Genomic DNA, 26,161 nt, shown 5'->3' on the forward strand with positions numbered 1-26,161 from the left:
TGCTTCTGAGGTGGTCCAGTTACGCTGGACAGTTTAGGGCACTAAGTTGAAGGAGCTGTTGATGAGTATGATAGGGCGTCTGGTAGTCAATGCTGGAGTGCAAGCGCTCGTGATTATAATAATCAAAATAGTCGGCGACGCTGGCTCGGGCATCAGCCAAGTCGGCAAAAATGGGCCGTTCGCGGACTTCGAGTACTTCGGTTTTGAGGCGCGACCAGAGACTCTCTGCTTGCGCATTATCGTAGCAGTCGCCCCGGCGGCTCTGCGAGCGCAGGGCCTGGTGGTCGTGGAGTAGTTTGCGGTAGGCGTTGCCACAGTACTGCCCGCCCCGGTCGGAGTGCACGAGCAGGCCTGGTGTGGGCGGCTGGGCCCAAAAAGCACGCTGTAAGGCGGTGGTAATCAGTTCTTCGGGCATGGTGGCCATCACGTGCCAGCCTACTACCTGCTTGCTAGCCATATCCTGAAAGGCGCATAGATAAGCCCAGTCGCCGTTGGCCAGCGGTAGATACGTGATGTCACTGACCCATACTCGATTAGCTTGGGTAGGCTTGGGGTGGTTGAGCAGCCGATTGGGGGCGCAACGCAGCCCATGGGTGGAGTCTGTCGTGCGCGGGGTGAAGGCCTTGGGTTGCAGCGCGTATAGGCCCCGGCGGCGCATCGCGGTGCGCAGGCGCTGGCGCCCCACGCGATAGCCCTTACGGCGCAGTTCGACGCGCAGCCGACGCGTCCCATAACAGCGTTTATGCACCCCAAACACCTTGACTAACGCCGTCTCCCAAGCCGGTTCTGGCTTAGCTACTACCTGCTGCTGAAGCTGTTGCCAAGCATAATAGCCGCTGGTAGGCACCTGTACCAATTGGCAGAGCAGCCGCACGGGGTAGTCGCCCCGCTGCGCCTCGATAAAGCGGTAACGGCTCATTGGTCCGGTGTCTGCGAGAAGATGATGATGGCTTTTTTTAAAATTTCCAACTCCTGGGCTTGCCGTCGATTGGCGGCCCGCAGTTGGCGCAACTCCGCCGCGGTGGCTGGGTCCAACTCTGCCCCACGCGCCGCCGCCACCGGGGTAAGTGCCTCTTTTTGCCACTTATAAATGCGTTTGGGGTCGATATTGAGCGCGCGCGCTGCGGCCTGCGTCGAGCGGCTTTCAGCGGCCAGGCGCAGGGCCTCGGCCCGGAAGGCGGCATCATAGCGGCGGCGTTTGGCAGGTGGGGGACTGTCTTTCATGACGTGCGAAAGTTAAGACCCTATTCTGTCCAGATTTACCCGACCACCTCATTCATATGCCAGCTACTAGGTTTCTAGCTGGCATTGAACTCTTGGGAGAGTAAGAACTAGCGTAAGTTCGTCAGTGGTCCTACTTGGCACCTCTCCGACTTATGATTACTCCCCAACTGCTCCACCTAATTGCGCATGCCAATGGGGAGGAACGAGCGCAAGCATTTAGCCAATTAGCGGCGGCGGCCGGCGAGCCAGCTGCTTACCAAGTGGTGGTGGCTACGCTCACGAGCACGCAGGATGAGCAGGTGACCTTTTGGTGCTTGGATGCCTTGATTAAGCAGTTTGGAGCCCTCCTGCCAGCCGATGCCACGCGGCTATTTCCCCTCTTGCTCGCTAAAATGGTGGGTCAAAATCCCCCGTTACGGACCGGGCTATCTGGGCTTTGAATGTGGTTGGGCCAGCATCTGTGTCGGCGCTACTCGACGCGATTCAACACGCGCCAAGTGTGCCGCAGCGAGTGGCGTATGTTTTTGCGCTAGCAAGAAATAAGCACGTCCACACTCATATTGGCCCAGTGGTAAGCTTGTTAGCGCAGCTCTTGCAGGACGCAGAAGCAACTGTTCGGTACTGGGCAATGGTCGCCGTGATGGATTTAAGTCCCTTACGGCCATTCTATAGGCCACCGATGCCCACCCATTATTTTGAGCCGCTCTACCCCTTGGTTATACCTGTGGCGGAAGAATTCATGGTTCCCGACCAGGACGATTTCGCTGAACGATACCACGAATTGATTAAGCAATACTGGCAATCTTCTGCTCACAAGGGATAAAATATGATTTTAAGAAAGATGAAAGGGATCAAAAGCTCCCCGTTCATATACCTTTTATCCCTTAACATAATCGAGCTACCCGGACACCCCTCGGAAAAGTGACCGCTTCGGTCAGGCCGGCCGGTGCCCCTGATTTGGTGCTTTCCCGGGGAACCGAGCGCCGATTTGGGCGTGTACGAAACCCGTCTTTTCGCGCCCTTTTGTGCATGAGGAGTCGTTGACGGCTTTCCTGCACTCGTGGGCCCCTACGGGCGGCGGGAGAGAGCTAACCGACGGGCCAGCGGCTCAGGCCAAGCCGAGGGCTTTGAGTACGGGCTCAGGCGGCCTCGTTCGCCGCCGAGGCGGCGAACGAGGCCGGGGCGTTTGTTGACCAAGTAGGGGCTACCTGAGTTCAGCTTGTGGATGACGCGCCGCCCACGTAGGGGTTCTTTTAGTAGGTAGACATAATCCTACGCTAAGCAACCACGGCCACCTCAAGAAGTCAATCATTGAGGCTAAAAGGAATCGTTGATTCGTGAGATGGCAAAAAGAAGCGATTTAGGAGCCAATTAACTACCTGCTTGACGACTTTTTCAACAACTCGTTCAAACGTACGTTCAGTGAGATGCTGTCAAAGTGCATTGATAGACAACGCTTTGGGGCTTACCGTAATTTCTCGCCCCGTTGTAACGAGAACCCCGGCATAGAGAAAGTCCCAGTCGAGTAGCTCGGCGAGGCGGCGGTAGAGATTCTGTTTCGGTACGCGCTCCGATAACTGGAAGCGCAGCACGACTTTGTCGACGAAGTGTTTGTGGCCCTGCATGCTCCCAAGGTACCGCGGGCCAAGCGCCTACTTCTGCAACAGCCACTGCACCTTTCAGAAGGCATCTAGGCTAACGCTACCTGCTTGGTGCTTGGCCAAATCTTAGCAAACTGTTTGGCAAACAACCGCTCTTTTCTGGCAACGCGCTGGGTGCAGAACGCCAACTTCAAGCTGCCAGCTTCTTGGGTACTAAAAATGCATTTTTAACTGCCACAATATTCAACTGGTAATTTAGTTAGGTTCGCATCGATGGCGACCTTTGGCGCTATGTAGCGAGTGGTAGCCAATTGGTTAAGAAGGGCTTCTTGTCCTTATTTTACCTGCCGTTTCATGAAGCACGTGGTCCCGCTGGCTTGCCGGCTACTGTTACTAGTATTCTGCTCAGTACTTGGCCCGCCAGCGGCCGCCCAATCGTCTAGCACAGGCAGTGGCTCGCTGACGGGCACCGTACTCGATTCGCTTACGCAAAAGCCGGTGCCCTTTGCCACGGTCGTGCTCCTGCCACCGGCCCCTTCCGAAAAAGCCGTGGCGGGGCAATCAGCGGACGAGCAGGGGCATTTTGAATTAACCAAGCTCAAGGCCGGTGCTTACCGCTTACGCATCAGCTTCGTGGGCTATGGCGTGCGTACGCAGGCCGTGACCGTGACCGACGGCCGGCTGGCACTAGGCCCCATTCGGCTACCCACTACGGCGCAAAAACTAGGCGAAGCGGTGGTGGTCGGCCAAAAGCCGCTCATGGAAGTCCGGCCGGACCGCCTCGTCTACAACGCCGACCAGGACGTGACCAACGCCGGCGGCACGGCCCAGGACGTGCTGCGCAAGGCCCCCCTGCTCGCTATTGACGGCGACGACAACGTCACGATGCGCGGTAACAGCAACTTCAAGGTCCTGATTAACAACAAGCCCTCGCCCACGCTGGCCGCCAACCTGAAGGAAGCCCTCAAAAGTATCCCGGCCGACCAGATTAAATCGGTGGAGGTGATTACCACCCCGCCCGCCAAGTACGACGGGGAGGGCACGGCCGGCATCATCAACATCGTGCTTAAAAAAGGGGCTAAGCAGGGCCTCAACGGCACGGTGGGGGCCAACGCTGGCAACCGCGGCAGCAACGGCAACGGCTCGCTCAACTTCCGCCAGGGCAAGTTCAACTTCACCTCCTCGCTCAACGGGGGGCTGAACTATAACAGTCACAGCGCGTCGAGCAGCGAGCAGATAACCTACCGCCCTACCCGCACTGACACGCTGCGCCAGGACGGCACGGGCAGCAACACGGGCTACTACGGCTCGGGCTCGCTCGGCCTCGACTATGACCCCGCCGAGCACCACAGCTTCTCGCTCAACGGCTCCTTTTTCAGCTACGGCGGCGCTAACCAGTCGGGCAACCTGAACCGTTACTCTACGCCGCTGCCCGGCTTCGGGGCCCTGTTTCTGCGCGACACGCGCTCGACCTACAACGGCGGCAACGCCGAGGTGACCGGCACCTATACCCGCACCTACAAGCAGGAGCGGCGCGAGTGGAGCACCCTGGTGCAATATGCCTACAATGGCAACCGCAACGGCTACGAATTTAACCAGTTCAATAACAGCGACCAGGCGCTTGACGTGAGCCTAGCCAGCTACCGCGAGCGCAGCACCACCCGCCTGCCGGGCCACGAGTACACGCTGCAAAGTGACTACACCTTGCCCCTGGGGGAGAAGAAGACGCTAGAGTTTGGCCTCAAGGGTATTGTTCGCCTGACGGGCTCGCAGGCGCAGGTCGACACCCTGTTTCCGGCCCTGTCCCCCGAGTTTGCTACGTCCCGCTACCGGGGCACCGCCTTCGACTACCGCCAGGATGTGGAAGCGGCGTATGCCACGTACAACTTTAACGCCTCGCCGAAGCTGCACCTCGGCCTAGGGGGGCGCGTGGAGCGCACCGGGCTCTGGGCCGAGTTTGCCAATACGAACACCGGTATTCCCTATCGCAGCTACGTCACGCCGCTGCCCAACGCCAACGTGAGCTACGAACTCAGCAAAACCAGCAGTCTGCGCCTGGCCTACAGCCGCCGCATCAGCCGGCCCTACATCTACTTCCTGAACCCCTACGTCAACCGCAGCAATCCCATCAGCTACTCCTACGGTAACCCCAACTTGGACCCCGAGTTGACGCACTCGGTGGAACTGAGCTACAACAACTTCATTAAAACGACGTCCTTCAACGTGGCGCTTTCCGTCTTGCGCACCGGCAATTCCATCGAGCGCGTGAGCTTTGCCAGCACCCAGCCCCTGTTGCCCGTGCCTGACGAAATTGCACCCGACCCCAACCTGGTGCTGACCACCAGTGCCAACGTGGCCAGCAACACGGCCTTTCAGCTCAACGGCTACGTGTCGGCCAAGCCCACCGAAAAGTGGAGTCTCAGCGTGGGGGGTAACGTGCAGTATTTGCTGCTGCGCAGCATGGCCTTGGAGGTGACGCGGAGCGGTTTCGCCGGCAACTACAACGTCAATACTTCCTACAAAGCGACCAAGACGCTGACGCTGCAAGGCAATCTGTTTCACAACCTAGCCCGGCCGACGCTGCAGGGGCGCAGCAGCGGCTTTGTCTACTACGGCTTGGGCCTGCGCCAAACGCTGCTCAAGGGCCGGGCCGACCTCTCGTTCAATGCCCAGTACCCCTTCACGGCGCAGCGCACGTTTGCGTACGAGACGGCCACGCCCACCTTTTCGCAGACCAGCCGCTTTACCAACCAGCAGCGCCAGTTTCGACTGGGCTTCACCTACCGCTTTGGCCAGCAACAGCAAGCCACGCGCCAGCGCAAGAGCATCCGCAATGACGACATCAAGGGCGGCGGGAGTGGCCAGGGCGGCGGGGGCAGCTAGCGCGAACACAGCCGCCCAGCTCAAGCGCGTTTGGGGAGCAGTGCGGGAAGTATTTCCCCATCTTGTTGCTTGAAAAAGCCACTTCACCTAAGGCAAGGCCGAGGACAACGGAAGCTCATCACATTTCGCAGTCCCTTGTTTGTCAAATGAGCTACGTGTCTAGCGCCTCGGGGTCACTGTCCGAAGTAGCCCACTTCACAAGCCGCCAGTATCCTTATCCACCAGTTGCTGACTTGCCGCATCGTAGCGCTCACCAGTATGCGGGTAGTTGGCCAGTAGTTCCTCGATTTGGTGCAGGTGTTGGGCTGATAACTCCACCCCGACACTGCCAGCATTATCGCGCAGATTTTTTCGCTTTTTGGTGCCGGGAATCGGGATAATGTGCTCCCCTTGCGCCAGCACCCAGGCCAACGCCAGCTGGGCGGGACTGCACCCGAGCTGGGCGGCTAATTCAGCAAAGCCGGCCGCTAAATGCTGGTTATTCTCTTGGTGTTGCGCCTGGTAGCGGGGCAGCTTTTTCCGGAAGTCATTCGCCCCTAATTGCCCAATGTCTAAAGTGTTTGTCATCAAGCCCCGGGCAAGGGGGCTGAAGGGAATAAAAGCAATCCCGAGTTCCTTACAGGCCGGCAGCACGTTTTGCTCGACCTCTCGGGTTAACAGCGAATACTCGCTTTGCACGGCACTAATGGGATGCACCGCATGCGCCTTTCTAATCGAACTTACCGAGGCCTCGGATAAGCCCAGATAACGCACCTTGCCTTCTGTGACCAATTCGGCCATCGCGCCGACCATCTCTTCAACCGGCACGTTCGGATCGATGCGGTGCGCATAGTACAGGTCGATTGTCTCAATACGCAGCCGTCTTAAGCTAGCCTCTACGGCGCGCTTGACATAGGCGGGCGAGCCGGTAAAGGTCATCTTGCCCGTCGCATCCATCGTAAACCCGAACTTGGTGGCAATAAACACTTTCCCCCGATTAGGAGCTAATACTTGGGAAAGGAGCTCTTCATTTTGGCCGTTGCCATACACATCCGCCGTATCCCAGAAGGTAATGCCTAAATCTAAGGCCGTATGCAGGGTCGCAAGGGATTCGGGGTCGTTGGGTTCGCCATAGGCATGACTCATACTCATGCAGCCGAGCCCGATGGCTGAAAGGTGTTCGTTAGGGCCAATTGTCCGGTATTCCATGTTTGGGCTTGCTAGTGAGAAAAGGGGGGCTAGGTGCTGCTGGCAGTCAGGCGACTACCCAAGGCTGCTGTACGCATGCGGCGGGCGTGTGGGCGTGCGCCTGGGGTGGGGCGGGCAGCGGGTTTAGCTACGCCGCCCAGAACGGGAACCTAACTCCGTGTCCGCAAGGCGCGCTTTACGGACACGGAGTTGGGTTCCCGTTCTGTTGAATTTAGCTAGACCACCTCACAGCGCAGGTGGTCTGGCTAGCCTAAACAGGCTACGGACTTCGGCTGCGCAGTGGTTATGGGCGGGGGCACCTGGCCCACGCACAGGACTCGCGCAGCTTCTTTCGGGGACCTGTTCCCGACGCCGCTCCTAAGGTCGGCCTAGTGGGGCACCGTGCCGCCGCTGCCTTACGAGACGTGGTAGGCGGTAGCGGCCCAGTTGGCCCTGCGTTGCCAACTGGCTTGGCTGCCGGCGCGCGGGTGCGCTCCGCCCTACGACGCAGCCGTAAGCGGTAGGGCTGGTCAGCCCAAGAGAAAGCTCACGCGGCGGCACGCGCCAACGGCTGTGCCGGGCGCAGCGGTTCGCGACCGGTTTACCCGAGCACAGCCGTTCGTTAAGCGTTCGTTTGCCTTCAAGTAAGCGTTCGGTAACCGTTCGCCAGGTAGTCGCGAACGGTTACCGAACGCTTACTTGAAGGCAAACGAACGCCTATTTTTCCCTCGCTCGCCCGAGGGGACTGCCCCGCATCCGGGGAGACGCTACCCCCTGCGTTCCGCTGCTAAGGCCCTGCCAAACCCTTCCTTTTGCGCGCGGCCAGCGCGGGGTTGCCCGCTGTTTCGAGCCCCTGTTCCCGGCGTGGGCGCGCGGCCTACTGAGGAGCGCCCACGCGCCTTGCGCTTCGAGGCGCTGCGCGACCGTTTCGCGCAAGGGAGGGAGCCGGGACGCCGGCGGATGGGCGAACGCCGGGCCAGCCAGACCACCAGGCCCAGCCGCATCGCTGCGGGGCCCGTCAGGTACGCCGCCGAGCTGTGCTACTTGCTGGACGTGTGCTGCGCGCCCAGCAAGTAGCGTGAGCCGACCAACTCGGCTCGTCCTTGCCTACCTGTGCGGGCTACCCAGCCGGGGCGCTTACTCGACGACAGCCCGGAAAACGTGGGCAGGGCCGAGCAGCGGGGCCGGCACCCCTGGGCCGTACCCTGCCGCGCGCAGCCCGGCGGGCCCCTGGCTGAGCAGGCCTACGGCTCGCCGCGCCGGCCCCAGTGCCCGAGGCCTCAGGGGCGGGCGATTAGGGCGAGCGTAGCCCGCAGCCGGGCACGAAACTTCTTCTTGAGCCCTAGTGCCACCGGCTCCTGTTCTTCGTCCCACTCCGCGCCCGCCTCTTCGAGGACGTCGGCCACGTGGTAGAGCGCCTGCAGGTGCAGCGCCAAAAACGCCGGCCGGTGCGGGCCCGGAGCCAGGCGCTGGTAGGCAGCGATGGTTTTCGCCACCTGCGCGCTGAGCCGGTCCAGGTCCCGGCCGGTGAGCAGGTGCTCCTCGGCCGCCAGCACCCGCTCGAGGCAGGCCGCGTACTGCCGCGGCAGCTGCGCCAAGTCGTACTGGTCTACTCCGCGCGCCACGGCCTGCCGCAACTGCTTGGCCGTGGGGGACGCGGGCGAAGTGGGCGCGGCGCGCGGCGCGGGCGGGCGCCCAACCGCTTCGTTCGGTTCCTCGTCCTCGAAGGCGTCCGCCAACTCCTGCTCGTCCTCGTCCTCATCCTGGCCCGAACGCAGCGGGACGGTCGGGTAGCGGGGCGGCAGGCCCGCCGCGGCCCCGGTTGGTGGGCGGAACGCGGCCGGCGCCTGGTCCGGCTCGTCGGCCTGGGCCTGCTGGCGGCGGAAATCCTTGCTCTTGCAACTGTTGTTGCAGTAAATCTTGTCGGCGCGGCCGACTAGGGGCTCGCCACAATAGGCACAGGAACGAAGGGCAGTAGACATGGGCGCGGGGGCGAGGGGTGGACAAGCAAAAGGGTGGCTGAGTAACGAAAAAGCAGCGCGTACGGTTCGTTAGTCATTCACAGCCTGGAGCTTAGCCGGTTGCCCGGGGCCTAAGCCGCTCGCGAAGCGGGGGCGGAAGCGGGGTGGCGCCTAAGCCGGCGACTTGTTCGAAAGCCCTGTCCAGCACCAGGCCAACCAGGTGTTTGACGGGCCTTTTTAGCGGGCGGGGAATTTTAGAAAGCGTGGCATTCCGAAGCCTTCCTCAATTAAGTGGCCCTTAGTGGATGATTTTACGAGATGCTTTCCCAGCGCGCAGAGGCGCTTTTTACGGGCGTTTCTCGCTGACCCTTATTGGAATACCTTTAGGAGGTATTCCTGACGCACTAGCGCCTCCGCAATAGGGCTAGCCTACCGTTCGGTTTTCGGCTCAATGACTAAATACATGCTAGGACGGGTCCAGCTTATCAATTTCTTTCTGCACCTCTGCCATCAGCGCCTGCTCACTAGGTAAATAAAGCTGATACTTGCTGGCTACAATGGTCTGATTATCGGCTGGCAGGCTGATTCTTACCACCGCATCGTTTTTGTCGGCGCAGAGCAGGATGCCGATGGTGGGATTCTCGTGAGGCAGCTTTTCCAGGCGGTCGTAGTAGTTGACGTACATCTGCAATTGGCCCAAATCCTGGTGGGTGAGCTTATCGGTCTTGATTTCGACCAGCACGAAACATTGCAGCAGCCGGTTGTAAAACACTAGGTCCACGAAGAAGTCGTCGCCGTCGAGGTGCAGGCGCTGCTGCCGGGCCACGAATGAAAAGCCGTTGCCCAGTTCCAGTAAAAACTCTTGTAAATGGATAATCAGAGCAGTTTCTAAATCGCGCTCATAGTAGGCGGCTTCCCGCTTCAAGCCTAGAAACTCTAGCACCATGGGGTCCTTGATGATGTCGCGGGCTTCTGTGGGCACCTTCTCTTGGCGGGCCACGGCCAGCACGGCCGCCACGTCGCTGCTCAACAGCAAACGCTCGAACAGCTGGCTGTTGACCTGCCGCTCTAGTTGCCGGGCCGACCAGTTATTTTTGGCTGCTTCGGCTAGGTAAAACTCCCGCTTATCGTGATTGTCGAGGCTGATAAGCGTTTTATAGTGCGTCCAGCTGAATTGCGTCCGCAGTGCGGACGCAATTGGGAAAGTGCGGTAAAACTGGCGGTAGCGTTCCAATTGCCGCCCCGAAAACCCGCTGCCAAACTGCGGTTGCAACTCTGCCGCCAAGCCTTTGATAAGACTGCTACCGTAGGCAGCCCGGTCGGCGCCGTGTTGCTCTTCTTCTAGGATAATCTGCCCGATGTGCCAATAGAGAAGTACACGCTCCGCATCTACGGCCCGCACCGCCTGCGCGCGCGCCTGCGTGATGAGGCCGCGCACGGTGGCAAGTAGTTCTGGTTTAATACTCATACAGTACTGGTTGTGTGGGTGAGCGGCTCGGGAAGGCCTTCTAATCACTGCGAAGGGGTAAAATTACGGCAAGCCGTTTCGAGTGCGGGCCACGAAGTCATAACTTATTGACCCTGTATGCATTGTAGCTCACTTGAGTAATTGCCTCAGCAAACAGGGTTCAGAAAGGCAGTCCAGAAAGAAACAGCTAATTGATTTATTGAACCTAGCTTTTTGGACTGTGTGAAAATGCCGTCTGGTTAAAAATCAAGGACATATTATATACGGTATGTCCTTAAAGTAATTTTGTCTCCCTGCTACTATAAAAAGTCCAATTTGCCTACGCTCCCCTCACGCATGTATTACATATCACGATGGCGGCGGTGGATGGTCTGGTGCCGCCGAAAGCAGGCGTAGTGCGGGTTCCCTACTGGTCAGGCGACTGGCAGGTGCAGGCTATCTCGCCTACGCGCCTGCGCATTACCTATTGCTTCCGGGTCGACCCGGGCGGCGCGCTCCCTGCCTGGGTGGTAAATCGCCTGGCCCCGGTCGCCCCGTACCAATCGTTTTTGCAGCTACGCAACAATTTGCAACTGCCCCGCTACCAAGGGCGCCATTTTGCTTTCTTGACACCAGTCAGTAGCTAGGAAGCGGGGTGAGGTGGGCCGCAACAGCCACAAGCGCTTCCCCCTACTCACCCTTGCGAAGGACACTGCGCTGTCGGTCTTCTCCTCAGCACGCCCACTGGTCAGCGCGCGATGCGTAGTTTCAGCACGGCCTTTCTAGGGTGTTGTTAAACAAATAGGGGAAAACCTCCGACTCAGCCCTGTCTGGGTTTAGCTGGCGGTTGCCAAGCGGCAATCAGGTCCATGTCAAACGGGGCTTCGGCCGGCAGGGGCTGGTCGGAGAAGTCGTACTCGCCGTGCAGGTTCACGTGGCGGTAGGAGAGCACGGCGAAGGGCGAGAGCGTGGCCAGCGTAGCGGCCTGCTGTTCGGGCGGCAGCCGGGCCAAGTGCTGAGAGAGGTGCAGGTAGTTCCAGCAGATGATGGCGTTCATCAGCAGGCGCTTGCAGGTTTCGGCCACCAGCTGCTCGGAGCGGGTGGCGGCGTGAAACTCCTGGTTGCGCCCGTGCCAGACGGCGTGGGCCAGCCGGTGGGCGCTTTCGCCCTTGTTGAGCTGCTTCTGGATGCGCTGGCGCAGCTCCACCTGGTCAACGTAGCGCAGCAGGAACTCGGTTTTGACGAGCCGGCCCAGTTCTTTCAGGGCCCGGTAAAGCGGATGCTGGCGGGCGTAGGAGTTGAGCCGGCCGAACAGGCGGGAGGCCTCGCTATGGCGCAGCTTTAGCGTGACCACGAGGCGTAGCACCTCGTCCCAGTGGCGGGCAATGCGCTCGGGGTCGAGGCGCGCGTCGGGCAGCAGGGTTTGCCCCAGCTGCCGATGAGTGGCCACGGGCTCCCAACTGTAGAGTTGCTGATTGGTGAGCTGGCGGATGCGCGGCTCGTAGGCGATGCCCAGCATCCGGGTCACGGCGAAGATGACTTCCGTGTAGCCGTGCGTGTCCGTGGAGTGGACGTCGGTGGGCCGCACGGCGTGGCGTAGCAGGCCTTCCAGCAGGTGGGTGGCTTCGCGGTCGGCGGCGCTGAACACGGTCGAATCGAAGACGAGCAGCGTTTCGTCCACGTAAGAGTAGGCCGTCAGGCCGCGGCGGTTGCCGAAGTACTTGAACGAGGCGCTGCTGCCGAGCGAGTCCACGGCCAGGTCGTATTTCTGCCCGTCGCTGCTGCTGTGCAGCACATCGGGCGAGAGACGAAAGGCCTCGCGCAGGCGCAGCTGGCGGGTAAAGTTTAGAATCAGCTCGTTGGCCTGGCGCAGGTTGTCGAGCGTGAAATGGGTGCTGGCCAGGCGCTGCAGGGCGGCCTCGTCCACCTGCGGCGCGACCTGGGCTAGGCGGCGCAGGCCCAGGTTGCAGCCCAGCCCGACCAGCGCCGCCAGCAGTTGCGACAAGGGCGGGGGCGTGCGGGCGTGTTTGCTGGGCAGCGAGCCAAAGGCCGTGTCGAATTGGGTGAGCCGGGCCACGCTGGTGAGCACCTCGCGCAGGGGCACCACCCGGTGGCGGGGAAACAGGTGCGCCGGCAGGCGCGGCTGCTCGGCCGGCAACCGGGGGGTCGTGAGCCGGTAGCGCCCGGCCGGGGTGCGGTGCGCGTGCGGGTTGTCGGTCCCGCCCAGGTGGGCGTTCGTGGCGGCAAACTGGGCCTGCAACTGCGCTTGAAGGGTAGCCTGCACCGTGGCAAAGTCGCGCCAGGCACTCAGGCCCGCCTGTTCGAGCAGGGCTTCGCGTTGCCGGGCCCACTGCGCGGCCGGCAGCAGGTAGTGCTCAAAGGCCCGGTACTGGTAGCAGCAGGTGAAGTTGAGCTGGCCGGACTTGATGGCCGTGGCCATCTCCAGAAACAGCAGCGCTTTGTAGAGCGAGGGGCGCAACCGGCCTTGCGCATCAAGGACGTAGCCGCGTTGCGTGAGCGAGAGAAAGTCCAGCGGCACCTGCGCGCCCAGGTGCCCGTCATGCTGCTGGTAGTAGTGCACGGCCCGCCACAGGTCGGCGCGGGTGGTCGCCTCGTCCACGACCAGCGCTTTGACCAAGGCCCCGAGCTTGGTTTGCAGGCGCAACGACGCCCCGGCCAACGCCTCGTGAAACAGCGCCTCGCCCGCCTGCTGCTCGGTGGCCCGGCGCAGCTGCTCCAGCTGCTGGTGGTCTTCGCTGAGCTGGGCGGCCGTGGCCTGGTGGCGTTGCAGCAGCGCGTCGATACGGGCGAGCTTCTGCTCCGCTGGTACGTCGGGGGCATCGACCAGGGCCCGAATCTGGGTCAGGGCCTGCAGGTGCCGGTAGCCCCGGCCCGCGACCTGGCTGGTGAGCTGCTGCGTGGCGGTGCGTTGCTGATAGAGCGTTTCCTTGACCTGCTCGCGGCACTGGTTGACGGCGCTGGTCACCGTGTGCAGCAGCGTGTCGACCAGGGCATCGCCCAACTCGTAGTACTGGTGCACCACGAAGCTGAGCAGGTAGAGGTAGCGCCGCTCGTCGCGCCGGTAGAGCTGCGCGGCCTGGGCCCGCAGCACGTACTCGGCGTAATAGGTGATGGCCTGGTCGGAGAGGCGCAGCCGTTGCCAGAGCGGCTGCAGCTGCTCAAAGAGCTGCCGCAGGGACGCGAAATGGGTGACCCGTTCGCGGATTTCGCCGGCCCGTAGGCCTTGGTGGATGCGCTTGAGAAAGGTGAGTGGGTAGCGCCGGTCCGCGTCCGTTTCCCCGGCGGCGGTTTCGTTGGGGTCGTCGGCGGCCAGCAGGCGGTCCAGCAACCGCTGCTCGCCGGGGTGCAGGTGCTGCTGCAAGCGGTGGAGCAGCCGTTTCTCGAACGCGAGCAGGGCCCGCGTAATGACGTCGGCCAGCGTGTAATAGGTGGGCAGCTCCAGCCGGTGCTCGTGCAGATACAGCACCAGGTAGTCGAAGACCGCCGCGGGCTTCAGGTGCTGGCTGCTCAGGCGCAGGGCTTCCTGATACAAGCGCTCCGTCGCGGCCGCGTCAAACCGTACAATGCCCAGGTGCTCGCAGATGAACTGCTGGTGGGCGTAGTACCGGGCATCGGCGTAACGCAGCGGGTCAAAGTCGTCGGGCCCCAGCCCCAGCTGCCGGGCTACGTACACCACATCGGCCGCGTGGTAGCGGGTGGCCACGTAGAAGCGCTGGCTAATCTGGAAGTAGCCCAGCTGCAAGACAAACCCGGCGCGGTTAGCGGGGGCCAGCATCCGCAGCAGGTGTGCATCCGCCCAATCCGGGACGGCGAAGACCCGCGCCTGCTCGGCCGCCGGCACCAGCGGGGGCTGCTCGTAGAGCTCGCGCTCCTTGCCCAAGTGAATCCGCAGGTGCGTGGCCATAGAGGGGGCAAAAACCGATGGACTTAACGACCGTTTTCGCTACCGGACAGTGATAGCGTTAACGTGCGTGTAAAGGTATCGAAAACCGGTACCTTTACGAGGCCCTTTTACCTTATCGCTAACCTGCCTCTTTTGCCCATGATTTTCGGCTACGTCCGCGTCTCGACCAGCGCCCAATCGGCCGAGAGCCAAAAGAGCCTCATCGCCCGCTACCTGGTCGAGCACCGCTGGACCCTGGACGAGTGGATTGAAGTTGAGATGTCCTCCCGAAGGACCGCCGGGCAGCGCCGCTTGCCCGAGCTGCTGGCCAAGGTCGCCGCCGGCGATACCGTTATCGTCTCCGAGCTTTCACGACTGGGCCGCTCGCTGCGCGAGGTGCTGGGCCTGATTGAGGAATTGATTCACCACAAGCGCTGCCGGTTGATTCTGGTCAAGCAGGGCCTGGACCTGGACCCGCAGAACCACCGCGACATGACCCACAAAATCCTGCTCACCATTTTTGCCATGCTGGCCGAGTTGGAACGGGACTTCGTTTCTGAGCGCACGAAAGAGGGCCTACGGTCCCGGCGCGAGCAGGGTATCGTGCTAGGCAAGCCCAAGGGCGTGGTGCAACGGTCCATGTATGATGCGGACCGCGAGCGCATCCTGCACCTGCACGCGCTGGGCGTGCCACTGGCCACTATCGTAGATGTGCACCTAAAATACGGTAAGTATCTGTCCTTGAAGAACTACTTAACCAAGCTTCAGCGGCCTCCAGCCCGAAATGCCCCTGTGTAACCGGCCGAGTCGGAGGTTTTACCCTATTTGTTTAACAACACCCTTTCTACTAGTACCGACCCGGTCGGGGCCTACCCATCTTTTGGTGGGTAACCCTATTTTCACCGCCTAGCGCCGACGCATGAAGCCGAACCCTGCTACTCTCCACTCGCGGGCTACCCAACGCTTGTTTCGCTGGGGGCTGGTCCTCGGGCTGCTCGCGTTTACTGCCTTCGAAGAACTCTCCCTGCGGCCCTCTCTGCGCAGGCATCACGTAACCCGCTTCGGCCAGGCACTGGCCGACTCGCTGCCCAACTTCCTAGCACCCCTGCTATTGGGTGCGCTCTATGTAACCCTATTCCAGAAGCAGACGCGGCAAGAGGTAACCCGGGCGTGTTTGAGTGTCGTCGCCGGCCTGGTGCTCTATGAGTTCGCGCAGCTCTGGATGGCAGACCGGGTCTTCGACGTACAGGATATCGTCGCCACGCTGCTCGGTGGGCTGGTAGCCTGGTTGATTTTACGGGTAGGGTGCACGTAGTAGACCGAGCGCAGCGGTATTATTCAGCTGCTCGTACGGACTCTTGGCCTGAGGTGGGCTAAGCAAGACGGACAGCGTTGGCGCATAGCTTCGGCTTGAATGGTGCCCTTTTTTTGACGCTACTTAAGGCCGCCTAGTTTCCGCTTCAATACGAGCAGCTCCCACCGCGAACCTAGGCAACGAGCTGCCTTTAGAGGATGCTGGATACGACATTGACGCCCAAGGCGATGACGGCGGTGTTGAAGCCAAACGAAAGCAGGCCGTGGGCCAGCGTGAGCTGGCGCATCTGCAGGGAGGTGACACCCGTGTCCGAGGTTTGAGCCGTCATGCCGATGGTGAAGGCATAATAGGCAAAGTCCCAGTACGTAGTGGGCTCGGCCCCCGCAAATTGCAATCCGCCGAGCTTATCGGGCGGCGAAGTGGTCAGGTCCTCGCTGTAATAAGCGTGGGCATAGCGCAGGGTGAAGAGCGTGTGCAGCAGCAACCACGAGCCTAATACGGCGATCACAGAGACAACCACCTGCTCCACCTGTTCGGGATGCGGTAATTCCTTAATGCCGCGCAAGAGCAGCGCGACCGCGAACAGGCTGGCACCGGCGGCCAGCAGCACGGCCACAAATGTCCAGGCTCGGCCCGGGTCCTGGCGGGTAGCCTCGCGCCGGATATGGGCAGCATCGGCTTGAAAGACTGTAAGCCACGTCAGCGCCAGAATGGCCACGCAGAACCCATCCCAGGCACTCACCCAGCGGGTAGCCGTCCGAAAGTCGGCCGGGGCCAGCCACGCGCAGAGCACGCTCACGGTCAGGGCGAGACCCACGCGGTGCAGCGCCCGTAAGCGCAGCACCCAGTTCAGCAGACCGTAGGTGGAGGTGGAAGGAGCGGTAGAAGCAGGGAAGACGGGCATTATAAGCGGGTGATGGAGCAGGAAACTACAGTGGAGCAGGCAGTAGCGGGCCGCTTTCACAAAATAAGTCGGCCCCATCCAGATCATCTGGATGGGGCCGATTCTAGCTTAGGCTGCCCAGCTTAGCGGGGCGAGTCTGCCCGGCGATTGTCAGAAGCGTTCTGGCGCTCCTCGTGGCGAGCATTCCTGCCAGGGCGATTATTATCGCCCCGGTACGCGTCCGCGCGCTGGTTGCCCCCGCGGTACGCGTCCGTGCGCTGATTATCAGGACGGCGGCTGTCCCGGTAAGTAGTATTACCGCGTCGGTTATCACCCCGGTACGCGTCCGCGCGCTTATTATCTCCCCGATAAGCATCGGGGCGCTGGTTGCCCCCGCGGTAAGTGTCCGAGCGCTGGTTATCCGGGCGGCGATCGTCGGAGCGCTGCTGGTCACGGCGGCCCTGCTCATCCTGGCCATACGAGTCGGGAGTTGAGGCAAAGGCAGTGGTGGCGAGCAGACTAGCGACCGCGTAGAGAGAAGCGAAAGAGGCTTTCATCCGCAGAAGGGAAAAGTATGGGGAGGAAGAATGGAAGAAACAGGATAAGCTTTGGCAGGACCGCTCAGAACATGACGTATTCAGGGTGATACGCATCAGTCTTATACCCCAGCCATACGGGCTTCGTCTCCCGGCAGTTACTGCTTACTCTAACTTCAACCTCACCTTCCTTTTTCAACAGACTAACTGCTGACTTATCTTGTCACACTGTATTAAACGCTCGTGGCTGTTTGGAGCTATTTCAGGTGCCACGACTCCCCTGCGCCGTCTTGCCTAACATGCTCCGTGCTGACCGCAAGCAGTTCGGACAGCAGTAGCCAGCAAGGAGCAGGCAGTATGCCGATGATACAGGGCTATTAGTCGGGGTTATTTGGGGGTGCGTCCATAGATGCAGCTACCTGGCTATTTCCGGACGGGCATTTGCATAGTCTACCTCAGGCAGCCGAAGATGCTGCCAGTCACCTCGCTAACGCTACTCCCATGAAAACTTTCCTGTTTGCCACCCTGGCTGCTACTGTACTTACCGCCAGCAGCGTCTTCGCGGCCCCGCTTGCTAGCCCAGCCGGCCCGGGCTACCCGCCGTTTGAGCACGGCCGCGATGCCTACGACGGCTACCATCAAGGGTATAGGCCCGATTACCAAGGTCATGACCAGTGGGACGAAGGGCACCGTGATGCTCCCCGCTACGACCCAGAGCGCGCCTATGGTTATGAGCGCAGCCAGCAGGATGGCTATTACCGTAGTCAGGCTTATGGCTACGGCCGCGGGCAAGGCTATGGATACGACCGGGCGCAGTACGCTAGGTATGACGGCGGCCAGCGAGTGCTAGTTCAGCCTCAGTCCCAGTTTCGCCGCCCAGTGTCCGTTTCCTTCCACGTAGGGATGTACTAACGTTTTGCAGCCTATCGATAGGCTGAAGCTGGGTTTCGCTGCCGAAGCGTTTCTGTACTTACCTCGTCTGTCTTTTACGCCCAACCTACCCAGGGTGGCCTGCACCCCGGACTGCGCGGCCTACTTGCGCTTCTGGTCGAGGAAAATACTTTTGGGCAGAATGGCGTGTACGCCTTTGGAGCCGTCCACCAGTTCCGTGACGTGCAGGTCAACGGCTACGCTGGCCAGCATGTAGGCTTCGTCGCGGCTCAGGTGTTTTTCCGTTATCAGAAAGTCCAGCATGTTGCGCGTGGCCAGGCTCACGGCTTCGTCCAAGTTTTCGTTGAAGCCCATCGCAATGTATTCGGTCGGCGTTTCCGCCCGGGACCAGTTCAAATGCTGATTTTTATGCACGATAAACTGAAACGTGCCCACCAGGGAGGTTTCCAAAGCTTTGAGGTCTACTTCGCCGTCGCCTTGCGCCGCGTGCCCGTCGCCGGCCGAAAACAAGGCCCCCGGGGTGTGCACCGGAATGAAGAGCGTGGTGCCGGCCACCATCTCCTTGTTGTCGATATTGCCCGCGTTAATCCAGGGCGGGTAGGAGCTAATGCGGCCCGACACATCGGGCGGAGCTACCCCCATACTGCCAAAGAACGGACGCAGAGGTATCTCGATGCCGGGCGCGAACAGCCCCACTTTTCGCTTTAGATCCAGCGGCACGATGCGCATGCGCGAGTACGGATAATCGTTGGGCAGCGCGCCGTGACCGGGGGAGAAGGCGTTATAGGCATAGGGTACGGTCAGCTGCACGTCCTGAATCCGCACTTCGAGTACATCGCCGGGCAGGGCTCCCTCCACGTAGATGGGGCCCGTCAGGACGTGAATGCCCGGTCCCTTGTCCGTCACTTGCTGGATAACAGCGCGCAGCTCGGGCTGCACCTGCGCAGGCGGCAGGCCGGCTTCTTCGAGCAGGGCCGGCGTGCAGGCCACCAGGGTCTGCATCTGCACCACGTCGCCCGATTGAATCCGCAGATGGGGCGGAGCAGCGGCATCGTAGTAGCCCACTGTCACGGTTTGGGGGGTGGCCAGCAGGTGGTGGACCGTGGGCCCCGGTGGCCGAAGGGCGCGAGCACCCGCTCCGACGCCCAGCAACGCTACCAGCAAAAGCAGCAGGGCCGTTCTGTGATTCGATGTTCAGTTCATGGAATAGGCCTAGTGCTTGTGGATGCCAAGTGCAAGCTGTACGACCATTAGGATAATAAGTTAAAGCGGGTTGCTCCTGGAATACAAGCAGCACTGCCTGGTGAAATACCTTCTGGTAGCCGCAGAAGGAGCTTCCTTAAGCGGTCCCTTGGCTGATAGCTCGACCTGCTTAGGTGGGCCGCACCATTACAGAAAAATCACAGTATCAGGGCCGAGCTTTCGGTATAATTTCACCAACCCTTCTTTAACAACGTCATGAAACAAGTGCTGATTTTGGCTGTCTTCGCCCTCGCGTTGGCTACCACCACCCACGCCCAGACACTCAAGCCTGCCCAGGTGCCCGCTGCCGCTAAGGCCACCTTTAAAGCCAAATTCCCTACGGTAACCACCAACACGTGGGAGAAAGAAGGCGACAAGTTCGAAGCAGGCTTCAAGCAGGGCGGCAAGACCATGTCGGCCGTGATTACGCCCGCCGGGGAGCTGCTGGAAACCGAAACCGATATGTCGCCGAGCCAGTTGCCCGCCCCGGTGCGCGCCAAGCTGGCCCGCGCCTACAAGGCCTACCAGATTAAGGAGGCTGCTACCATCGTGCGGGCTGATGGCTCGACCGTCTATGAGGCCGAAGTAAGCAAGGGTGGCAAGGCCCAGGATGTGCTCTTCACGGCCGACGGCTCGCTGGCCAAGAAATAGCTGACCCCAAAAGCCCACGAGTGCTACAAAAGCTGGACTAGCTACCACTTTAGGCAGCTAGTCTGGCTTTTGTAGCACTCGTGGGCGGTAAGCTTACGCTACTTAGTCTGCGGAGTTGCGGTCAGGTCCTCTTGCTTTTGTTGCTGACTTAGGTAGACTACCAGCACTAGGATGGAAATCAGGAATAGACCACTGATGACGGTCGTGCTGATGCCCAGCCCACCATCTTTCGGGGCCTGGGTCAGCAAGTCACCTAGGGAAGCGCCCAGCGGCCGCGTGAGAATATAGGCGGCCCAAAACGCTAGCACGGCGTTGAGGTGCGCGTATCGGTAGCTCAGAAACACCGCCGCGATTAAGCCGCCAAACAGCAGCGCTGACTTCACATAGCCCAACCCCAGGCGCTCCCCAATCAGGTCACCAGCCGAGGTGCCCAGGGCAAACGTGCACAGAATGGCCGCCCAGTAAAACAGCTCCCGCCTGCTGGTTTCAATGCTGTGCACCGAAAGCGTCTTCTCGCTAGCGTACCACAACGCAAATACCACCACCAGCGCCACCCCAAAAATCACCGTCGTCGTGGTCAGACTGACCCCGAAATTATCGACCAGATTATCAGAAATCAGCGTCCCGACAATACTAACAAACACCACCACCGTCCAATACAGCGCGGGCACATACCGTTTCGCCCGCAGCTGCACCAGCAGCGCCACGACCAGTAGCCCGGCCATCAACAGAGAAGTTTTAGTCAAGCCCAGTTTCAGGTTGAACGCCAGGAAGTCAGCCGCCGTTTCGCCCACGGTCGTGGCCATAATCTTGATAATCCAAAAAATCAGCGTCACCGCTGGTACCTTGTTGAGCATGGTGGTCGCCGTCGTGGGCAACTGCGTCGTGGTTATTTGCATCGGGTCTGGCAGGTTAAACGGGAATAGCAAGCCCTGGTCCCAGGTACTGTCTTTGCGTGGATAGCCCTGTTTTTGTTTTTTACCTAGAGAATCGCTTAGGGGTCTGATACGGCGGACCCTCGAGACAGTTTTACTTCCCAATGTTCTCCTCAAAAACGCGTTGAGGCGGTCTATCTCATTCCATCGGCAGTCGCTGGGTGCTTCTTAGACCCTTTCCTTCTATACGCAGTTGGTACTTGCTAAAACTCTGCATTGAAAGGTCAATAAGGCTATTTGTTCACTAACGAGCTATTCAAATCCTCCACCAGCGTCTTCCTGATCATTTTTCTTATTAGGCTTTGCCGACTGGTTTTGGCCAAAGCGGTAGGCAAAACCCAGGAAGGCAATGCGCGATTCGCGTTTAAAGCGCTGGTCAGTGGCAAAGGCTGGGCCGTAGGCCGTGGAGTTAAAGTGCAGCGTATTGAATAGGTCAGATACCCGCAGCGTGATAGTACCCCGGTCGCCGAGTACGTTGTAGCGGGCGGCCACGTCCACGTTGAAATTGGCGCTGCGCGTGCCCTGGGCCGTGTTGATGGGCGAACGGTAGTTGAGCGCCAGTTGCGCCCCTAGCTGCTTGGTGATGGTGAAGTTGTTATTGAGGCGCGCGGTGTACACCTGGCTGGACGTATTAATGGGTACCCCACCCGACGAACCTTTGATGATGCGCCGGAAGGTGGAGGCCGTCAGGTTCGCTTTCCAGAATTCGGTGAGCGGGCTGGCGCCCACCAGCTCCAGGCCAGCCGACGTTTCCTGGCCCAGGTTTTGGCGGGTCGTGCTCGTGACGAGGCGGCCGGTGAGTGGGTCGGTAATTACCTGCCGAAAGCCCTGGGCCGTGTTAGTTTCGAGGCGGTAAAAGGCCGTGGTACTCAAGCTGCGCCCACCGCTGAAGTTCAGCTGGTCACCCAGCTCCACCGAGTGCACGTATTCGGGTAGCAGCGTAGGATTTCCCGTCACGAGGTTATACTGGTCCGAACGGTCGGTGAACGGGTTCAGCTCGCCCGCGTCGGGCCGTTGAATACGCTTGGAATAGCTCAGCTGCACGCGCTGGTCGTGGGGCAACTCGTAGGCCAGCACCGCGCTCGGAAACAGGTTGAAGTAGTGCTGGGTAAACTGTTCGGCGGTGGCCACCTGGTTGCCGTTTAGGCTGGTTTGCTCGCCGCGCAGCCCGAGCTGGTAGCTCAGCTTGCCCAGGGCGTTGGCATAAATACCGTAGGCTGCCTGTACGTATTGCTTATAAATGAAGCGGTTGGAAGGGTCAAAGCTCAGCGTCGGCACGCTGCTGAAGCGGTAGTCCAGGTCGTATTGCCGCAACGAGCTGCGGGCGCCCAGCTCAAAGCGACTTTTCTCACCCAGCGGGTGCACGTAATCGACTTGTGCCGTGCCTTGGGTAGTATGGTTAAGGGTGCGCTGCTGCTGAAGCGTCAAGGAATTGTCGCTAGGGTAAAGAATACTGGACGACACGTTGTTATCCCCCAAAAAGGGCGTGTAGACGGCGCTGGCCGTCAACTCCCGCCCTTCCTGCTTGGCCCAGGTGCGGCGGTAGTCGAGCGTCACATCGGCCGAGCGGAAGGTCCCGGTGGTGGCATTGGTGCGGTGGCTGGTACTAGTGGGCACCAGCTGGCTGCCCGTCGTCAGGTTCAGCTGGCGCGAGTCGAGCGTCTCGCCATTGGCCTGTACGTTGAAGCGTGGCTGCACGGCCAGCGTTAGCGTTTGCTCGGGAGTGAGGGCGTAGTCGAAGCCCAGGCGCACGGCGTGCGAGGTCTGCAAATTGACGCCGTTACGGTCCTGGTGCAGCAGCAGGGAGGTGTCGCGGGCCGTAGTCGTCTGGTCAAGCGTGCCATAGATGCGGCGGCGGTCGCGGCGGAAATCATACGAGCCAAACAGGTTGAGCTTGCCCTGGCGGTAGTTGAGACTCAGCGAGGCGTTGGCCTTGTCGCCGGTGCCGGCCGTAGCGCTTACCTGACCATTGAGGCCATCACGGCGCTCCTTTTTTAGTACGATGTTGAGAATGCCACCCGCCCCGCTGGCATCGTAGCGCGACGAGGGGTTGGTAATTACCTCCACGCTCTGGATGCTACTGGCCGGAATCTGGTCGAGCGTGGTGGTCGTGGGCTTGCCATCAATGAAAATGGTGACGCCGCCCGAGCCCCGGATGCTCACCGCTCCGGTCTGATCCACGGTTACAGAGGGCACGTTTTGCAGCGCGTCGATGGCCGTGCCGCCCGTCACGGTTAAGTCCTTGGTTACATCCACTACTTTCTTATCGAGGCCATCGCTCACCACAGGTCGCTCGGCCGTTACCACTACGTCGGTAAGTTGAGTAGCCGCCGTGCGCAAGCGCAGCGTACCCAGCGCGAGGGTCGGCACCGCCGCCGTGAGGACTACGGCCCGGCGACCGGTGCGGTAGCCTACCGCTGTGGCCCGCAGGATGTATTGGCCCAGCGGCGCCTTCAGTTCAAACTCCCCTGCTTCACTCGCCTGGGTGCCAGATACAAAAGTCGAGTCGGGGCTGTGTAGCAGTACCACACTGGCAAACGGAATAGGCTGGCCGCTCGCCACTTCCGACAGGGTACCACGTACAGTACCCGTCTGGGCTTCCGCTATGAGGGTACCTAACGAGAGTAAGAGAAGCATCCCCCAGCGGGAGAGGAGTACTTGAAACAAAGGCATTTGGATACGAATAAACTGAGGGGCACGAAGCCAAGAACAACTAAGTGCCTACTTAATAGCAGATGGGCGAGTCATTGATGACTCCTTCTGCAACCGCCGCCGCACTTGACAGCTACGTTATGCTTAAAGTTCGGGGTTAATTCTGTCGCATTTCGGCTCGTCCTGCGAGGTGCCTACTCGTTTGTCTGCGCCAATTGGGATGTAGTAGGTTATCTAATAGGCTAAAGGTCTTGGGCCATTGACGTCGAGCAGCCACGCTACCGTGGTTTTTTTATCTGCCCGCCCGGCAGGAGGCCCGACGAACCCTCGCTTACAGAAACCGCACAGTATTAGCCGCTCCACTCTAGCTTCATCCTACCCTTCCTTTTTCAGAAGAGTATCTGTGAGGTGGTCTATCTAAGCCGCACTCCATTAGGGCGCCGCCGGGTCCACTCTTGCTGGTTGACCCGCTCTTGTTTCGGAAACTCCCGGCCGCCTGCTTAGCCGACAGAGCGGAAGGTGCCGCCTGGGGTCTGACCGGGCGCCTCGTCCAGGGCAGCAGCCAGGCCCGGCACGTAGCGTGCAACGATCTCGGCGGTGGTGGGCGCGGGGCTCACCTGGGCCACCAGGGCGGCTAATGCTGCGCGGGAGGGAACGGGCGTCAAGGTCCCGGGGGCCGTCTGGCAATAGAGCAGCTGATAGGCGGGGCAATGGTAGAGCGTCAGGCCGCAGTAGAGGCGTTGCACGAGCACTTGAGCAGCCGGCCAGCCGGGCAAGGTTACCCACGCGGCCGGACCGGGGACGGCAAGTAGGGCTGGGGGCAACCAGCCAGCCGGGTCCCGGTCCGGGTCGGGGGCAGGCGCTACCGCCGGGGAGACGAAGGCCTGGGCCATATGAGTGCCCACCTGCACGGCCAGCTGGCCGAGGGCCGACCCGGCGGCGATCACGCCCACGTTCTGCCAGCTAAAGGCCAGAGGCGTCGAGGAAGCAGCACCCGGAGTCGGCGGGAGCGGGTCCGCGAGGGGACCAGAGAGGGGAGTAGGCCGGGCCGCCGCACGCGCTCGGCAGGCGAGCGTGTTGCAGGAGTTGCTGCAGTAGCGCCGGGCTTTGTGGGCCGCTTCGAAGGCCGTGCCGCAGTGGGCGCAGGTGAGCGCGCGCAGCGGGCGTTTATGGTAAGGCATGCGTACAGACAATTTTCAATTAACTTTAATTGAAGTTAATTGAAAAGTAACCAAGTGCGGTCGACTAGGATCCTACGTACCCCCTGCTCGGCCCACCCGCAACTGGCAGCCGCTCCACGAGCAGGGGGTACGTTGGTTGCCCGGTTTACGAGAACTGGCTAGCGGGTACTACGGCGCTGCAAAGACCACGGCTGGCGAGCCTGACTCCAGCAGGTGGGCCAAGCTTACTACCAGCAGAGTAGCCCGCTGCTTTACGTATTGGAAATTATAAGACTCGCCAAAAGCTTTTTGATCTTGTAAGTAGCAATCTTTTACGATCAATTAACTTATTAAGTGGCAAAAGAATAAGACCACTGTTCGGCTATCAACTCAGCTGTTTGCGGCTCCACTGGTCTGCATAATGGCCGGGTAATGATTAAAAATCTGTTACGTTTCAGATAGTGACGGGTTCCAGTAACACAACCACGACTGCAGTGGCAACCAACGGCTAGGTTCCTGGACTTCACTAAGAGGGCTTACACGGGTGAGAGGTAGCAATGTATCCTAGGATCACTACCCTACTATAGCGGATTCATGAACGGTGTACGTGATAGCCACAGTGATTAAACCACGCTTTCGCATCGGGGCCAGTAAGCCAGTCGATGGCGGTATGTAAGGCTTCTTCGAGCGCGTCGCGGGTCCGTGCCTGGGCGTGGCGCAGCTTGGTTTTGAGCTTGCTCCAGGCCTGCTCGATGGGGGTAAAGTCGGGCGAGTAGGGGGGCAGAAACAGCACTTCGATGCCGCGCCGGGCTAGCCACTCCCGCAGCCCGGTCAGGTGATGCACCCGCAGGTTGTCGAGGACCAGCACGTCCCCGCGCCGTAGCTGCGGGGCCAGGATGCGGCTGATATACAGGGCGAAGCTGCGCTGATTCAAGGCCCCTTCCAGCACCTGGACCCCGTGCAGCCCGTGCACGGACAAGGCGCCAATTAAGGTTAGGGAGCGGGCCGGGCGGCGCAACGGTACGGCCCCACTCACACGCTGGCCGGCCTGCGCCCGGCCATAGCGCCGCGTGTAGTCTAGGCGCAGGCCGGTCTCGTCCAGAAAATGAAAGCGGGCTACGTCGGGGCGTTGCGCGATAGCCGCGACGTGCGCGCTGCGCAAGGCGTGTACCCGGGGCGTATCGCGCTCAGTGGCGTGCAGGCTTTTTTTTACGTCGCCAGCCTTGTTCGTGTAGCACCCGCCAGACGGAGCCCCGGCTAACGGCTTGCCCGCGCTCAACCAGCAGGAGCGTCTGTAACTCGGCCAGGGTGGCATCGGGTTGGGCCGCCACCTGCTCCCCGAGCCAGGCCTGCGCCGCCGCATCCAGGCAGCGGGCCGGACCACCGCGGCCGGGCAGGGCGGCCAACTGCCCGCTTTGCCGCTGGCGACGCAGCAGCTTGCCGACGAAGGCCACACTCACGCAAAACCGGGCGGCGACGTGGGCTTGTCGCGCCCCGGGCTCGGCACACGCTTGCGCGATACGCTGCCGCAAATCAAGAGAATAGGCTTGCATACACCCGGTACGTAAACAGCTTTATAGTAGCTACACCGTTCTAGAATCCGCTATAATTACCGGATTGCTTGAGTCATTATTGATTTTGCTGTCAATATCATATACTTGAGGCGGAAACCCACCGGGCACATTGAAAGTAACCGGCGACTGTGCCCA

The 26,161-nt window shown here is 60.6% G+C and carries 19 protein-coding genes; 5 read left to right on the plus strand and 14 right to left on the minus strand.

What is annotated here, in order from left to right; genetic code table 11:
- Positions 1-19: 19 nt before the first annotated feature.
- The 3 genes from GKZ68_RS21380 to GKZ68_RS21390 form a co-directional block, all read right to left on the minus strand.
- Positions 20-919 carry an IS3 family transposase gene (locus tag GKZ68_RS21380; RefSeq protein ID WP_173118988.1) on the minus strand — a complete coding sequence of 300 codons (900 nt, stop codon included), beginning with the start codon at positions 917-919 and terminating at the stop codon, positions 20-22.
- Positions 916-1,224, minus strand: coding sequence for a transposase (locus GKZ68_RS21385; RefSeq protein ID WP_173118990.1), 309 nt, complete (start codon positions 1,222-1,224; stop codon positions 916-918). The genes GKZ68_RS21380 and GKZ68_RS21385 overlap by 4 nt, the downstream gene beginning before the upstream one ends.
- A 1,433-nt stretch (positions 1,225-2,657) precedes the next feature.
- On the minus strand, positions 2,658-2,849 hold the full coding sequence (locus GKZ68_RS21390) for a hypothetical protein (RefSeq protein ID WP_173118992.1): 192 nt from the start codon (positions 2,847-2,849) through the stop codon (positions 2,658-2,660).
- 330 nt (positions 2,850-3,179) lie between these two features.
- Here GKZ68_RS21390 and GKZ68_RS21395 point away from each other — a divergent pair, with 330 nt between their 5' ends.
- The gene (locus GKZ68_RS21395; protein ID WP_173118994.1) at positions 3,180-5,708 is read left to right on the plus strand and encodes an outer membrane beta-barrel family protein; all 2,529 of its coding nucleotides are present in this window, start codon (positions 3,180-3,182) and stop codon (positions 5,706-5,708) included.
- Between the two features lie 195 nt (positions 5,709-5,903).
- Here GKZ68_RS21395 and GKZ68_RS21400 read toward each other — a convergent pair whose 3' ends face one another.
- From GKZ68_RS21400 to GKZ68_RS21415, 4 genes are all read right to left on the minus strand, one after another.
- Complete coding sequence (locus tag GKZ68_RS21400) at positions 5,904-6,896, minus strand: aldo/keto reductase (protein ID WP_173118996.1); 993 nt, start codon at positions 6,894-6,896, stop codon at positions 5,904-5,906.
- A 1,259-nt stretch (positions 6,897-8,155) separates the two neighbouring features.
- The gene (locus GKZ68_RS21405; protein WP_173118998.1) at positions 8,156-8,857 is read right to left on the minus strand and encodes a hypothetical protein; all 702 of its coding nucleotides are present in this window, start codon (positions 8,855-8,857) and stop codon (positions 8,156-8,158) included.
- A gap of 445 nt (positions 8,858-9,302) precedes the next feature.
- Positions 9,303-10,304 (minus strand): YhcG family protein, encoded by a 1,002-nt coding sequence (locus GKZ68_RS21410; protein WP_173119000.1) that lies wholly within the window; start codon positions 10,302-10,304, stop codon positions 9,303-9,305.
- Between the two features lie 799 nt (positions 10,305-11,103).
- The gene (locus tag GKZ68_RS21415; RefSeq protein WP_173118890.1) at positions 11,104-14,208 is read right to left on the minus strand and encodes a Tn3 family transposase; all 3,105 of its coding nucleotides are present in this window, start codon (positions 14,206-14,208) and stop codon (positions 11,104-11,106) included.
- A gap of 138 nt (positions 14,209-14,346) precedes the next feature.
- Between GKZ68_RS21415 and GKZ68_RS21420 the strand changes: the two genes are divergently transcribed.
- Entirely contained in the window at positions 14,347-14,985 is a 639-nt protein-coding gene (locus GKZ68_RS21420) for a recombinase family protein (RefSeq protein ID WP_173118835.1), read from the plus strand.
- A 121-nt stretch (positions 14,986-15,106) separates the two neighbouring features.
- Positions 15,107-15,502, plus strand: a complete 396-nt coding sequence (locus GKZ68_RS21425) for a VanZ family protein (protein WP_173119002.1) — start codon at positions 15,107-15,109, stop codon at positions 15,500-15,502.
- 190 nt (positions 15,503-15,692) lie between these two features.
- On the opposite strand, the gene GKZ68_RS21430 is transcribed toward GKZ68_RS21425, so the two are convergent.
- Entirely contained in the window at positions 15,693-16,406 is a 714-nt protein-coding gene (locus GKZ68_RS21430; protein ID WP_173119004.1) for a DUF1345 domain-containing protein, read from the minus strand.
- Positions 16,407-17,422: 1,016 nt separating this feature from the next.
- Between GKZ68_RS21430 and GKZ68_RS21435 the strand changes: the two genes are divergently transcribed.
- Entirely contained in the window at positions 17,423-17,833 is a 411-nt protein-coding gene (locus GKZ68_RS21435) for a hypothetical protein (protein WP_173119006.1), read from the plus strand.
- Positions 17,834-17,953: 120 nt separating this feature from the next.
- Here GKZ68_RS21435 and GKZ68_RS21440 read toward each other — a convergent pair whose 3' ends face one another.
- Positions 17,954-18,976, minus strand: coding sequence for an acetamidase/formamidase family protein (locus GKZ68_RS21440; RefSeq protein WP_173119008.1), 1,023 nt, complete (start codon positions 18,974-18,976; stop codon positions 17,954-17,956).
- A 294-nt stretch (positions 18,977-19,270) separates the two neighbouring features.
- Here GKZ68_RS21440 and GKZ68_RS21445 point away from each other — a divergent pair, with 294 nt between their 5' ends.
- On the plus strand, positions 19,271-19,705 hold the full coding sequence (locus GKZ68_RS21445) for a PepSY-like domain-containing protein (protein WP_173119010.1): 435 nt from the start codon (positions 19,271-19,273) through the stop codon (positions 19,703-19,705).
- A gap of 98 nt (positions 19,706-19,803) precedes the next feature.
- Here GKZ68_RS21445 and GKZ68_RS21450 read toward each other — a convergent pair whose 3' ends face one another.
- The 5 genes from GKZ68_RS21450 to GKZ68_RS21470 all read right to left on the minus strand — a co-directional run bounded on the left by GKZ68_RS21450 (position 19,804) and on the right by GKZ68_RS21470 (position 26,005).
- A complete protein-coding gene (locus GKZ68_RS21450) occupies positions 19,804-20,604 on the minus strand; it encodes a hypothetical protein (protein ID WP_254244325.1) in 801 nt (266 codons plus the stop codon).
- A gap of 288 nt (positions 20,605-20,892) precedes the next feature.
- Positions 20,893-23,277: a TonB-dependent receptor gene (locus GKZ68_RS21455; protein ID WP_173119012.1), complete on the minus strand. Its 2,385-nt coding sequence runs from the start codon at positions 23,275-23,277 to the stop codon at positions 20,893-20,895.
- 515 nt (positions 23,278-23,792) lie between these two features.
- Positions 23,793-24,245: a hypothetical protein gene (locus GKZ68_RS21460; protein ID WP_173119014.1), complete on the minus strand. Its 453-nt coding sequence runs from the start codon at positions 24,243-24,245 to the stop codon at positions 23,793-23,795.
- A gap of 799 nt (positions 24,246-25,044) precedes the next feature.
- A complete protein-coding gene (locus GKZ68_RS21465; protein WP_302051990.1) occupies positions 25,045-25,731 on the minus strand; it encodes an IS630 family transposase in 687 nt (228 codons plus the stop codon).
- Positions 25,640-26,005: a helix-turn-helix domain-containing protein gene (locus GKZ68_RS21470; protein ID WP_173110521.1), complete on the minus strand. Its 366-nt coding sequence runs from the start codon at positions 26,003-26,005 to the stop codon at positions 25,640-25,642. The genes GKZ68_RS21465 and GKZ68_RS21470 overlap by 92 nt, the downstream gene beginning before the upstream one ends.
- Positions 26,006-26,161: the final 156 nt, after the last annotated feature.

Origin of the sequence: Hymenobacter sp. BRD128 (assembly GCF_013256625.1) — a bacterium.
In the GTDB taxonomy this organism is placed as follows: Bacteria; Bacteroidota; Bacteroidia; order Cytophagales; family Hymenobacteraceae; genus Hymenobacter.